The organism is Cellulosimicrobium cellulans (assembly GCF_042723955.1).
In the GTDB taxonomy this organism is placed as follows: Bacteria; Actinomycetota; Actinomycetes; order Actinomycetales; family Cellulomonadaceae; genus Cellulosimicrobium; species Cellulosimicrobium cellulans_H.
This window is the reverse complement of the sequence record NZ_JBHXIC010000044.1, coordinates 24206-37273: the sequence shown is the minus strand read 5'-3', so window position 1 is coordinate 37273 and position 13068 is coordinate 24206. Positions and strand designations below refer to the sequence as shown.

At 69.5% G+C, this 13068-nt stretch carries 10 protein-coding genes; 1 reads left to right on the top strand and 9 read right to left on the bottom strand.

Translation table 11 applies throughout. The features are described from left to right. The first annotated feature begins 203 nt into the window (after positions 1-203). Positions 204-764, top strand: coding sequence for a phosphoribosyltransferase (locus ACFWH7_RS13140; protein ID WP_378216953.1), 561 nt, complete (start codon positions 204-206; stop codon positions 762-764). A 249-nt stretch (positions 765-1013) separates the two neighbouring features. On the opposite strand, the gene nrdF is transcribed toward ACFWH7_RS13140, so the two are convergent. The 9 genes from nrdF to ACFWH7_RS13095 all read right to left on the bottom strand — a co-directional run bounded on the left by nrdF (position 1014) and on the right by ACFWH7_RS13095 (position 13045). Beyond that, positions 1014-1994 (bottom strand): class 1b ribonucleoside-diphosphate reductase subunit beta, encoded by a 981-nt coding sequence (nrdF, locus tag ACFWH7_RS13135; protein WP_378216952.1) that lies wholly within the window; start codon positions 1992-1994, stop codon positions 1014-1016. A gap of 138 nt (positions 1995-2132) precedes the next feature. Next, positions 2133-4292 (bottom strand): class 1b ribonucleoside-diphosphate reductase subunit alpha, encoded by a 2160-nt coding sequence (nrdE, locus tag ACFWH7_RS13130; RefSeq protein ID WP_378216951.1) that lies wholly within the window; start codon positions 4290-4292, stop codon positions 2133-2135. Next, positions 4289-4720: a class Ib ribonucleoside-diphosphate reductase assembly flavoprotein NrdI gene (nrdI, locus tag ACFWH7_RS13125; protein ID WP_021480850.1), complete on the bottom strand. Its 432-nt coding sequence runs from the start codon at positions 4718-4720 to the stop codon at positions 4289-4291. Before nrdI ends, nrdE begins: the two co-directional genes overlap by 4 nt. Positions 4721-4799: 79 nt before the next feature. Continuing rightward, entirely contained in the window at positions 4800-5045 is a 246-nt protein-coding gene (nrdH, locus tag ACFWH7_RS13120) for a glutaredoxin-like protein NrdH (RefSeq protein ID WP_205205937.1), read from the bottom strand. Positions 5046-5700: 655 nt separating this feature from the next. Continuing rightward, positions 5701-7191 carry a GH1 family beta-glucosidase gene (locus ACFWH7_RS13115; RefSeq protein WP_378216949.1) on the bottom strand — a complete coding sequence of 497 codons (1491 nt, stop codon included), beginning with the start codon at positions 7189-7191 and terminating at the stop codon, positions 5701-5703. 160 nt (positions 7192-7351) lie between these two features. Next, positions 7352-9649, bottom strand: a complete 2298-nt coding sequence (gene yicI / locus ACFWH7_RS13110; protein WP_378216948.1) for an alpha-xylosidase — start codon at positions 9647-9649, stop codon at positions 7352-7354. A gap of 87 nt (positions 9650-9736) precedes the next feature. Next, positions 9737-10663 carry a carbohydrate ABC transporter permease gene (locus ACFWH7_RS13105; RefSeq protein ID WP_378216947.1) on the bottom strand — a complete coding sequence of 309 codons (927 nt, stop codon included), beginning with the start codon at positions 10661-10663 and terminating at the stop codon, positions 9737-9739. Continuing rightward, a complete protein-coding gene (locus ACFWH7_RS13100; RefSeq protein ID WP_378216946.1) occupies positions 10663-11652 on the bottom strand; it encodes a carbohydrate ABC transporter permease in 990 nt (329 codons plus the stop codon). Before ACFWH7_RS13100 ends, ACFWH7_RS13105 begins: the two co-directional genes overlap by 1 nt. Before the next feature lie 91 nt (positions 11653-11743). Next, on the bottom strand, positions 11744-13045 hold the full coding sequence (locus tag ACFWH7_RS13095) for an ABC transporter substrate-binding protein (protein ID WP_378216945.1): 1302 nt from the start codon (positions 13043-13045) through the stop codon (positions 11744-11746). Between the last annotated feature and the right edge of the window lie 23 nt (positions 13046-13068).

The following is a 13068-nucleotide window of genomic DNA, read 5'->3' as shown; positions in this document are numbered from 1 at the left end:
GATTGTGTGCGGCCCAGGGTCGGGGCGAGCCCCCCGCCCCCCCGCCGCAGCCGGGCGTCGGGGGCCCCCCCCCGGGGGGGGGGTGCGGCCCTCGTCGCGTCGGTACGGGTCGCGGGTACGGGTCGGGCGTCCGGGCCGTGGGTCCCGGACCGCCGGGACCTGGACCGGCAGAGCCCGCGTGTCGCGCGACGTACGCTCGATCCATGACGGACGCCTCCACGACCCCGGTCCCCTCCGTGCCAGACGACGCGCCGTCGGCGAGCCTCGCCGTCCCGCCGGAGCGCGAGGTGCTCACGTGGGAGACGTTCGGCGTCGCCGCGCGCGAGCTCGCCGAGCAGGTCGTGGCGAGCGGATTCCGGCCCGAGGTCGTCGTCGCCGTCGCGCGCGGCGGCCTCCTGCCCGGCGGCGCGGTCGCGTACGCGCTCGGGACCAAGGGCGTCGGGACGCTCAACGTCGAGTTCTACACCGACATCGGCCAGACCCTCACCGACCCGCGCGTGCTCCCGCCGCTCATGGACACGTCCGACCTGCCGGGCGCGCACGTGCTCGTGGTCGACGACGTCGCGGACTCGGGCCGCACGCTCGCCCTGGTCATGGAGATGCTGAGCACCCACGGCGCCGAGGCGCGGTCCGCGGTGCTGTACACCAAGCCGCGCACGATCATCCAGCCGGACTACTCGTGGAAGGACACCGACCTCTGGATCACGTTCCCGTGGTCGGCCGACCCGCCCGTCGAGGGCGCACAGTCCCGCCCGAACGACTGACCGCGGCTCGACGAGGTGGGGCTAGCGCGGCGGCGGCGCGCGCGGGCGCGGGGCCCGCCGGGGGGGCGGACCCCTGGTAGCCCGCCCGCCCCCGCCCCCCCCCCCCGCCGCGCTCGCCCCCGCCCCCCCCCCCACCCCGCTCGCCGCCGCCGCGCCCGCTCGCCCCCCCCCCCCCCAGACCGCGCCCGCCCCCGCGCGCCCCCCCCGCAGGAGGACGGCCGTTCGTCGGCATTCAGGGTCGTGCGGGGATCAGAAGTCCCAGTCGTCGTCCTCGGTGTTCACGGCCTTGCCGATGACGTACGACGAGCCGGACCCGGAGAAGAAGTCGTGGTTCTCGTCGGCGTTGGGCGACAGCGCCGAGAGGATCGCCGGGTTGACGTCGGTCTCGTCCTTGGGGAAGAGCGCCTCGTAGCCGAGGTTCATGAGCGCCTTGTTGGCGTTGTACCGCAGGAACTTCTTGACGTCCTCGGTGAGCCCGACGCCGTCGTAGAGGTCCTCCGTGTACTGCACCTCGTTGTCGTACAGCTCGAAGAGCAGCTCGAACGTGTACGCCTTGAGCTCGTCGCGCTCCTCCGGGGAGAGCTTCTCGAGGCCCTTCTGGAACTTGTAGCCGATGTAGTACCCGTGCACGGCCTCGTCGCGGATGATGAGGCGGATGAGGTCGGCCGTGTTCGTCAGCTTGGCGCGCGACGACCAGTACATCGGGAGGTAGAAGCCGGAGTAGAAGAGGAACGACTCGAGCAGCGTGCTCGCGACCTTGCGCTTGAGCGGCGAGTCGCCCTTGTAGTACTCCATGACGATCTCGGCCTTGCGCTGGAGGTTCGGGTTCTCCTCCGACCAGCGGAACGCGTCGTCGATCTCGCGCGTCGAGCACAGCGTCGAGAAGATCGACGAGTAGCTCTTGGCGTGCACCGACTCCATGAACGCGATGTTGGTGTACACCGCCTCCTCGTGCGGCGTGATCGCGTCGGGGATGAGCGACACCGCGCCGACCGTGCCCTGGATCGTGTCCAGGAGCGTCAGGCCGGTGAACACGCGCATCGTGAGCTGCTGCTCCTGCTCGGTGAGCGTGTGCCACGACTGGATGTCGTTCGACACCGGCACCTTCTCGGGCAGCCAGAAGTTCCCGACGAGGCGGTCCCACACCTCGAGGTCCTTCTCGTCCTCGAGACGGTTCCAGTTGATCGCGCTCACGCGATCGATGAGCTTGAGCTTCCCCGTGGGCGACATCTGCCTTCTTCTCTCCTGCTGACCCCGGACCGACCGGGACGACTTCGTGGGACCGGACCCGGCGCCGTCGGCCACGCCTCCGCGGGAGAATGGCCGACGGCGTCGGGCAACGAGGCAACCGATAGCTGCCTCAGGCGACTACAGCATGCAGCTGACGCAACCCTCGACCTCCGTGCCCTCCAGGGCCATCTGGCGGAGGCGGATGTAGTAGAGCGTCTTGATGCCCTTGCGCCACGCGTAGATCTGCGCGCGGTTGACGTCGCGCGTCGTGACCGTGTCCTTGAAGAACAGCGTGAGGCTCAGACCCTGGTCGACGTGCTGCGTCGCGGCGGCGTACGTGTCGATGATCTTCTCGTAGCCGATCTCGTACGCGTCCTCGTAGTACTCGAGGTTGTCGTTCGTCAGGTAGGGCGCCGGGTAGTACACGCGCCCGATCTTGCCCTCCTTGCGGATCTCGATCTTCGACGGCACCGGGTGGATGGAGGACGTCGAGTTGTTGATGTAGGAGATCGAGCCGGTCGGCGGGACGGCCTGGAGGTTCTGGTTGTAGATCCCGTGCTCCATGACCGAGGCCTTGAGCGCCTTCCAGTCGTCCTGCGTCGGCACGTGCACGCCGGCGTCGGCGAAGAGCTGGCGGACGCGCTCGGTCTCCGGCTCCCACACCTGGTCCGTGTACTTGTCGAAGTACTCGCCGCTCGCGTACTTCGAGTCCTCGAAGCCGCCGAACGCGCGACCGCGCTCGATCGCGAGGCGGTTCGACGCCGCGATCGCGTGGTAGGCGACCGTGTAGAAGTAGATGTTGGTGAAGTCCACGCCCTCGGTGGACCCGTAGTGGATCCGCTCGCGCGCGAGGTAGCCGTGGAGGTTCATCTGGCCGAGGCCGATCGCGTGGCCCGCCTCGTTCGCGCGCTTGATCGACGGGACCGACTCGATGCTCGTCTGGTCCGAGACCGCGGTGAGCGCGCGGATCGCGGTGTCGATCGTCTTGGCGAAGTCGGGCGAGTCCATCGTCTTGGCGATGTTCAGCGAGCCGAGGTTGCAGGAGATGTCGCGGCCGACGTGGTCGTAGGAGAGGTCCTCGTTGAACGTCGACGGCGTCGAGACCTGGAGGATCTCCGAGCAGAGGTTCGAGTGGGTGATGCGGCCCTTGATCGGGTTCGCCTTGTTCACCGTGTCCTCGAACATGATGTACGGGTAGCCCGACTCGAACTGCAGCTCGGCGATCGTCTGGAAGAAGTCGCGCGCCTTGATCTTCGTCTTGCGGATGCGCGAGTCGTCGACCATCTCGTCGTACTTCTCGGTGACCGAGATGTCGGCGAACGGCTTGCCGTAGACGCGCTCGACGTCGTACGGCGAGAACAGGTACATGTCCTCGTTCTTCTTCGCGAGCTCGAACGTGATGTCCGGGATCACGACGCCCAGCGAGAGCGTCTTGATGCGGATCTTCTCGTCCGCGTTCTCGCGCTTGGTGTCGAGGAACCGCAGGATGTCCGGGTGGTGCGCGTGCAGGTACACGGCGCCGGCACCCTGGCGCGCCCCGAGCTGGTTCGCGTAGGAGAACGAGTCCTCGAGGAGCTTCATCACGGGGATGACGCCCGACGACTGGTTCTCGATGTGCTTGATGGGCGCGCCGTGCTCGCGGATGTTCGAGAGCAGGAGCGCCACGCCGCCGCCGCGCTTGGAGAGCTGGAGCGCGGAGTTGATGCCGCGCGCGATGGACTCCATGTTGTCCTCGATGCGCAGCAGAAAGCAGGACACGGGCTCGCCGCGCTGCGCCTTGCCGACGTTGAGGAACGTCGGGGTCGCGGGCTGGAAGCGGCCCGAGATGACCTCCTCGACGATGTCGAGCGCGGCCTGCTCGTTGCCGTCCGCGAGGCCGAGCGCGACCATGCAGACGCGGTCCTCGAAGCGCTCGAGGTACCGCTTCCCGTCGAACGTCTTGAGCGTGTACGACGTGTAGTACTTGAACGCGCCGAGGAACGTCTCGAACCGGAACTTCTTGGCGTACGCGAACTCGAAGAGGGACTTCACGAACGCGCGGTCGTACTTCGCCAGCACGGCCGGGTCGTAGTACTTGTTCTCGACCAGGTAGTCGAGCTTCTCCTGCAGGTCGTGGAAGAACACCGTGTTCTGGTTGACGTGCTGGAGGAAGTACGCGCGCGCGGCCTCGCGGTCCTTGTCGAACTGGATCTCGCCGTTCGGGCCGTAGAGGTTCAGCATCGCGTTGAGCGCGTGGAAGTCGAGCTGCGCGCTCGCCAGGGGTACCTGGGCGACCGTGCCGCCCCCCGCGACGCTCACGCCGGAATCCGTGACTGTCGTTGCCAAAATCGTCCCAATCCGTCGCGGACGCGCGCGGCGTCCTCGGCTGTTCCCAGGAGTTCGAAGGCGTACAGGTAGGGCACCTGGCACTTCGCGGAGATGATGTCGCCGGCGATGCAGTAGGCCTCGCCGAAGTTGGTGTTGCCCGCGGCGATCACGCCGCGGATCAACGACCGGTTGTGCACGTCGTTGAGGAACTTCACGACCTGGCGCGGGACGGCACCGCCCTCGTTGCCGCCCCCGTAGGTCGGGACCATGAGCACGTACGGCTCCTCGACGCGCAGGAAGCCCTCGGTCGGACGCAGCGGGATGCGCTGCACGTCCATGCCGAGGGCCGGCAGGTCGAGCCGCTGGACGAACCGGTGCGTGTTCTCGCTGACGCTGGAGAAGTACACGAGCGACCCCACGGGGACGCACCTCCGTCCTGCCCTGCTCCGCCTGCTTCCGTACGTGGTCGGGGCGCCTCGCGGTGCCCCGGGAGGCCGGTCAGGCGACGACCGGCGAGACCTTCTGCGCGAGGGCGTTGATCTGGTCCGGGCGGAACCCGGACCAGTGCTCGTCACCGGCGACGACCACGGGCGCCTGCAGGTAGCCGAGCCCGCGCACCAGCTCGAGCGCCTCGGCGTCCTGGCTGATGTCCACGACGGTGTACTCGATGCCCTTCTTGTCGAGGGCGCGGTACGTCGCGTCGCACTGAACGCAAGCCGGCTTGCTGTAGACCGTGACGCTCATGGGGTGACTCCTCGTCTCTCGCGCTCTGTCCGGGATCGGTCCTCGGGGAGGGAGAAACGTCTCTGACCTCGAAGGACACCGGTGGAACTACGTCTGTGTGATTCGCCAGAAGGCCTCCGGCCCCCTGGGTGTGCAACCACTATACCTAGTGGTCGACACCGCGCCACCGCACTAGATGTCGTGGTCCAACTTCACCCTGCGGGGTGTGCTAGGCGCCATGGATCCATGGTCCCAGGCACCTCTGACACTCCCCCGGGACGCTCGTCCACAGCCCGTCGTCCACCGCCCGGACGACCCGGAAACGGCGTCTTCGCGCCGACCGCGAGACGCCGTCCACAGGGTGGGGACGACGTCGGTCCACACCCTGTGCGGACCGTCGCGCGCCTCGTGAGGGCGAGCCACGAGCGTCGGGAACTGCTCCCAGACGACCGGGCGAACCGGCCCAATCCGGGCACGGTGCTCGCCGAACTCGTCGGCGTGTCGCGTTCCCTCGGCGTGTCGCGCCACGCACCGCGCACGTGCGACGAACGTCACCTCGGTCTCGGAGGGACCGAGGGCTGACTCGCGGGCCGACCACGGGCCGCCCCGGACGGCGCGCACGCACGACGACGCCCGCCCGGAACGACCTCCGGACGGGCGTCGGGGGCGGAACGGCTCAGGCGGTCTCGTCGACCCCGGGCAGGACGTTCGACGTCGCGAGACGGCGGTACCAGTGCGCGGAGTCCTTCCACGTGCGCTCGAGCGTGTCGTAGTCGACGCGGATGATGCCGAACCGGCGGTCGTAGCCGTAGCCCCACTCGAAGTTGTCGAGCAGGGACCACGCGAAGTACCCGCGCACGTCGGCGCCCGCGTCGATCGCGGCACCGACGGCGTCGACGTGGTCGTGCAGGTACGCCACGCGGCGGTCGTCGTGCACACGGGGGGTCCCGTCGGCGTCGACCGTGACCTCGTCGGCGAACGCGGCGCCGTTCTCGGTCACCATCATCGGCTGGTGCGGGTAGGTCTTCGCGACGGACACGAGCAGCTCGGTCATGCCGGCGGGCTCGATGTTCCAGCCCATCGCGGTGTACGGACCGGGCTGCTGGACGAACTCGACGTCGTGCACGCCGATCCACGGGCTGTGCGTCGACGCGCCGTGACCGTCGTTCTCCGACCGTTCGCCGTCGCCGGAGAAGTGGCGTACACGCACGGTCGAGTAGTAGTTGACGCCGAGGATCGACAGCGGCTGGCGCACCGCCTCGAGGTCGCCCTCCTGCACGAACGACCAGTCGCTCACGTGGGCGGTGTCGGCGAGCAGGTCGGCGGGGTACTCGCCGTCGAGCATGGGCGCGAGGAACGCGCGGTTGGCGAGCGCGTCGATCTTCCGCACCGCGTCGAGGTCCGCGGCCGACGACGGGTCGTCGGGCCGGATGACGTGGAGGTTGAGCGTGACGGACGTCCTCGCGTCCTCGCCGAGCTCGTCGCGGATCGCCTGGACGGCGAGCCCGTGCGCGAGGTTGAGGTGGTGCACGGCCGCGAGCGCCGCCGCCGGCTCGGTGCGGCCGGGCGCGTGCACGCCGGAGCCGTAGCCGAGGTAGGCCGAGCACCACGGCTCGTTGAGCGTCGTCCACGTGTCGATCCGGTCGCCGAGCTCGCGCGCCATGTGGCGGGCGTACTCGGCGAACGCGTACGCCGTCTCGCGGTTGGCCCAGCCCCCGGCGTCCTCGAGCTCCTGCGGGAGGTCCCAGTGGTAGAGCGTGACGACGGGCTTGACGCCCTTCTCGAGCAGCGCGTCGACGAGGCGCGAGTAGAACGCGACGCCCTCGGGGTTGAGCGGGCCGGTGCCGCCGGGCTGCACGCGGGACCAGGAGATCGAGAAGCGGTACGCGCCGAGGCCGAGGTCGGCGATGTGCTGCACGTCCTCCTCCCACCGGTGGTAGTGGTCGTCGGCGACGTCGCCCGTGTCGCCGTTGAGGGTGCGGCCCGGCGTGTGCGAGTAGGTGTCCCAGATGGACGGCGTGCGGCCGTCCTCGGCGGCGGCGCCCTCGATCTGGTACGCGGCGGTGGCGGAGCCCCAGAGGAAGTCGGTCGGGAACGCCCGGCGGCCCGACGGCGCGGGCGCGGCCTGCGTGTCGACGGCGTCGGGGGCGGTGGTGTCGGTGGTCACGAGGGTCCTCGCTGCTCGGTCGGCGGACGGCGCGGTCCGCGACGGGTGGTCGGTGGGTGCTCGTGCGGTCTCGATGGGTGCGAGCGGGGCACGCGCGGGAAGTGCAAGGGCGAGCATGTCATGGGAGCGCTTCCATGACATGCTCGCCCAGGATACGTCGTCAGCCGAGGTCGATCGTCACGCTCGTCGCGCCGTGCGCCTCGGCCGTCGCGGAGCCGGCCCGCACGGACCAGCCCGTCACGGCGTCGTCGGACAAGACCGTGAGCGTCGCGCCCGACCGGCGCACGCGGAACGTCGCCCCCAGCGCGCCGTCCGCCGGCGGGACGACCACGAGCTCGTCGTAGCCGTCGGGCAGCTCGAACGCGTGCAGCGTGACGCCGTCGGCCCAGTCGTAGTCGGGACGGTCGGTGCGGGCGCCCACCGGGAGGACGGTGCCCGGGCGCACGAGCACCGGGAGCGAGTCGAACCCGTGGGTCTCGGTGACCCAGCGCGGGCCCGTCACGGTCTCGCTCAGGGCGGGGCCGTCGTCGGGCTGGACGAGGCGCGTCCACGTGCCCTCGGGCACGTAGTACTCGACGCGGCCGTCGGCGCGGAACACGGGGGCGACGAGGAGCGCGTCACCGAGCAGGTACTGCGTGTCGGCCGTGTACCCCGCGCGGTCGTGCGGCAGCTCGAGCGCGAGCGGGCGCATCATCGGCACACCGTCGGTGTGCGCCTCCTCGGCCACGCGGCCGAGGTAGGGCATGAGCGAGAGCTTGAGGTGCGTGAACTTGCGCGTGACGTCGACGGCCTCGTCGTCGAACGCCCACGGCACGCGGACCGAGCCCGAGCCGTGCAGGCGCGAGTGCGACGACAGCAGGCCGAACGCCGTCCAGCGCTTGAAGACGCCCGGGTCGGGCGTGCCCTCGAAGCCGCCCATGTCGTGGCTCCAGTAGCCGAACCCGGACATCGACATCGAGAGGCCGCCGTGCAGCGACTCGGCCATCGACGCATACGTCGAGTCGCAGTCGCCGCCCCAGTGCACGGGGAACTGCTGGCCCCCCGCGGTCGCGGACCGCGCGAACAGCACCGCGTCGCCCTCGCCACGCTTGCGCTCCAGCAGGCGGAAGACCGCCTCGTTGTAGAGCTGGGCGTAGTAGTTGTGCATCTTGCGCGGGTCCGAGCCGTCGTGCCACGCGATGCCGTCGACCGGGATCCGCTCGCCGAAGTCGGTCTTGAAGCAGTCGACGCCCTGGTCCAGCAGGCCCTCGAGCTTGCCCACGTACCACGCGGTCGCGTCGGGGTTGGTGAAATCCACCAGCCCCATGCCCGCCTGCCAGAGGTCCCACTGCCACACGGACCCGTCCTCGCGCTTGACGAGGAAGCCCTGCTCCGCGGCCTCCGCGAAGAGCGGCGAGCGCTGCGCGACGTACGGGTTGATCCACACGCACACCTTGAGCCCGCGGTCGTGCAGACGCCGGAGCATGCCCTCGGGGTCGGGGAAAGTGCGCGGGTCCCACTCGAAGTCGACCCACTGGTACTCGCGCATCCAGAAGCAGTCGAAGTGGAACACCGACAGCGGCAGGTCGCGCTCGGCCATGCCGTCGATGAAGCCGTTCACCGTCTGCTCGTCGTAGCTCGTCGTGAACGACGTCGTGAGCCACAGCCCGAACGACCACGCCGGGACGCGCGCGGGGCGGCCGGTGAGCGCGGTGTACCGGCGCAGCACGTCCTTGGGCGTCGGGCCCTGGATGACCAGGTACTCGAGCGCCTGACCCTCGACGGAGAACTGGACGCGCGTGTTCACCTCGGACGCGACCTCGAACGACACCTTCTCCGGGTGCTCGACGAACACGCCGTAGCCCTTGGTCGTCAGGTAGAGCGGCACGGACTTGTACGCCTGCTCGCTCGACGTGCCGCCGTCCTCGTTCCAGATGTCGACGACCTGGCCGTTCTTGACGAACGGGCCGAACCGCTCCCCCAGGCCGTAGACGAGCTCGCCCGGCTCGAGCGCGAGCTGCTCGTGCGTCCACGCCCGGCCGTCGTCCGCCGTGACGTGGCCGACCGACTTGGGCAGCGAGGACGTGAGCACCTCGCCGTCCGCCTCGAAGTCGACGCGCCACCGGTCGCCCCGGTGCACGCGCACGGCGAGGTCCTTGGACCGCAGGACCGCGACGTCGTCGTGCACCTCGACCTCGGGCCGGAACCCGGGCTCGCCGGTCACCTGGAACGCCGGGCCCCGGCGCACCGCGCCCTGGTGGTGCTCGACGCGCACGCGGATCACGCCGGGCGCGGGCGAGGAGTACGTCGTCGTGAGCATCGGGCGGTTGAGCGTGTCGCCCCGGCCGCGGATCTTCGCCGTCGGCGCGTACACGGTGAGCGTGCCGGCCGCCTCGTCCGCGCGGACGTCGTCGACCTCGACCGCGTAGAGCGGGTGCATGCCGGGCCGGACCTGCCAGTACCCGTCGGTGAACTTCATGGGTGGTGCTTCCTTCGTCGGTGCGTTCAGGAGTCTCGGTGACCGCCGGGGCCGGGCCCGGGGCGGCGTGGCGTCACGCGGGAGGCGTCACTTCACGGCGCCGGCCGTGACGCCCCGGGTGAGCGTGCGCTGGAAGATGAGGAAGAAGATCAGCGCCGGGACGAGCGAGACGAGCGCGCCCGCGTTCGTCGTCGGGGCGTCCATCATCCGGTCGCCCTGGAGCGACGCGAGGGCGATGGGGATCGTCTGGGTGTCGTTGGTCGTCAGCATGACCAGCGGGATGAAGAACTCGTTCCACGTCCAGATGAAGAAGAAGATCATGAGGACGCCCAGCGTGGGCTTGACGATCGGGTAGACGACCTGCCACAGGATGCGCCAGCGGCCGGCGCCGTCGAGCTGGGCCGCCTCGAGCAGCGCGGGCGGGAACGTGCCGAGCACGGACGCGAGCAGGTACGTGCCGAACGCCGCCTGGATGACGGTGAAGATGATGATGATCGACCACTGCGAGTTCGACAGGCCGACCTTCTGCGCCATGTCGAACAGCGGGTAGATGAGCGCCTCCTGCGGCAGCATGTTGGCCACCAGGAAGATCGTGACGATCCACAGGCGGCCCTTGATGCGGCCGACGCCGATCGCGTACGCGCTGAGCAGCGACAGGAGCGTCCCGAACACGGCGACGAGCGCCGAGATGAAGACGGAGTTCCAGAGCTTCTGCGGGAAGTTGGTCCGCGTCCAGAAGTTCTGCACGCCCTCGAGGTACAGCTCCTTCGGGATGCTCAGCGGGCCGTCCTGGGAGTACTCCGCCGGGGACTTGAACGCATTGAGCACCATGATGACGAACGGCGACAGCATGAGCAGGGCGACCAGGATCGCCGCGGCGAGCACGAACCAGCGGCCGGCTCCGTGACGGTAGCGCTCGTCCTGGCGCGTGGCGCGCACGGTGCGCCGCTTGCCGGACGGCGTCGCGGACCCCGCGGGCGTGCCCGCGGTCGGGGTGGTGGTGACGGTGGACATCAGCGGCCCTCCTGCTCACGACGCTCGGCGCGGCTCTGCAGCGCGAGGATCACGACGGCGACGACGATGATGACGAGGGTGAGCACGGTCGCCACCGCGGCGCCGTAGCCGACCTTCGACTTGTCGAAGAAGTTCAGGTACGAGTAGTAGCTCGGGACGAGCGTCGAGCTCTCGGGCCCGCCGCGCGTGAGCACGTAGATGGGGCCGAAGACCTTGAGCGCGGCGACGGTGCACGTGAGCGTCACGACGAACGTCTCCGGGCGGATCTGCGGGATCGTGATGGCCCGGAAGCGGCGCCACCAGCCCGCGCCGTCGAGCTCGGCCGCCTCGTACAGCTCGGGGTCCACGCGCTGGAGCGCGGACATGAAGATGACGACCGGGTAGCCGATCTGCACCCAGATGAGCACGAGCATGACGCTCGGCAGCGCGGTCGTCGTGTCGCCGAGCCAGTTGGGCGGGTTCTCGATGCCGATCCCGCGCAGGATCACGTTGAGCGCACCGGTCTGGGCGTTGAGGATCCAGTTCCACAGCACGCCGGCGACGGCGACGGGCAGGATCTGCGGGAGGTAGTACGTCGCCCGCAGGAACGCCGCGACGCGCGGCCCGAACCGGCGGCCGAGGTAGTCGAACAGCACGGCCGCGAGGACGAGGCCGATGACGGTCGGCGCGACGACCATCGCGAGGATCATCGCGATCGAGTTCTGGAACGAGGTCCAGAACGCCGAGTCGTTCATCAGGTCGGCGTAGTTGCCCAACCCGTTCCAGCGCATCGGCGCCATGCCGCCGCGCCACTTGAACAGGCTGTAGTAGACGTTCATCGCGAACGGGTAGCCGATCACGACGACGAACGCCACCGCGCCGGGCAGGAGGTAGGGCAGGTAGGGCACCCAGGCGGGACGGCGACGACGTCGCGGCGCCGCGTTCGCGCGGGTGGCCTCGCGCGCGGGGCCGGGCTCGGCCTCGGGCACGGTGTCGGTGCGGGTGGTCATGACGGTCTCTTTCGCGGGAGGTCCTCGGGTGGGGGGCCGGCCGGCCGGGGCGATCGTGGGATCGGCCCCGGCCGACCGGGCGTGCGTCCGCTCAGCTGTCGAGCAGGTCCGCCTTGCCGTCCACGTACGCGGACTCGAGGCCGTCGAGCACCTCGGTCGGCGACTTCGACTGGTTGATGAGCGACTGCAGCTCGCTGACGATCACGTCGTAGTAGCCGGGCACGGGCCAGTCGGGGTAGAACGCGAGGCCGTCGTCGTCGAGGATCGCCTGGAAGTTCTCGGTGAGCTGCTGCGTGCGCTCGTCCGTGATGACGGACGCGTCACCGGCGACGGGCAGGCCGCCCTTCTCGGCGAGGATGTTCTGCACCTCGGGGCGCAGCGTGATGTCGATGAACTCCTCGGCGAGGTCGGGCGAGTCCGCGTTCGCGGGGACGACCCAGAGGTTGCCGGACGAGCCGACCTGCAGCGTGTTGCCGGGGAAGTTGAACTGGCCCCAGTCGGCGTCCATCTCCTCGACGATGCGGCCGAACCACCACGAGCCGGAGACCATCATCGGGTAGGTGCCGTTGATGAACGACACGCCCATGTCCTCGGCGGTCAGCGCGGCGGAGTCGGACGCGACGTACCCGTCCTTGATCCAGGAGTCCAGCTTCTCGGTCGCCTGCGTCATCTCCGGGCCGTGGAAGTCCGGGTCGCCGTCGAAGAGCTGGTACTGGTCGATGAAGTCGCGCTCGGAGTTCGCGAGCACGAGCTCGTACCAGAGCTGGCCCATCGGGTACTCGGCGCCTGCCTCGGCCAGCGGGGTCACGCCCTGGTCCTTGAAAGCCTGCATGACGGACTCGAGCTCCTCGAGCGTCGTCGGCACCTCGAGGCCGTACTGGGCGAACATGTCCTTGTTGTAGTAGACCTGCACGAACTCGCCGTAGTTCGGGACGCCGTACCACTCGCCCGAGCCCATGAGGCCCTGGTCGTCGTAGGTCGCGGTCGTCTGGAGCGAGCCGCTGAGCTTCTCGTCCCAGCCGCGCTCGGTCGCCGCGTCGGTGAGCGGGGTGAGCAGGCCCTGCGCCGCGAGCTGGCCGGCGGTCGCGTTGCCCTTGTTGTACTCCATGACGTCGGGCACGTCGTTGCCGGTGAGCACGATCTTGGCGTTCTTCTGGATCTGCTCGAACGTCTGCTTCTCGACGACGACGTCGACGTCCGGGTTCTCCTCCTCGAAGATCTCGATCGCCTTGGCCCAGGCCTGGCCCATGGCGGAGTCCTCGTTCTCGTAGTGCCAGATCGTCAGGGTCTGGTCGTCGGACCCCCCGCTGCCGCCGGAGCCCCCGCACGCCGCCAGGGCGAGTGGGAGCGCTGCCACGGCAGCGACGAGCGAGATCTTCCGGGATCGCAGCATGTGCGTGTCCTCCTCATCGAGTT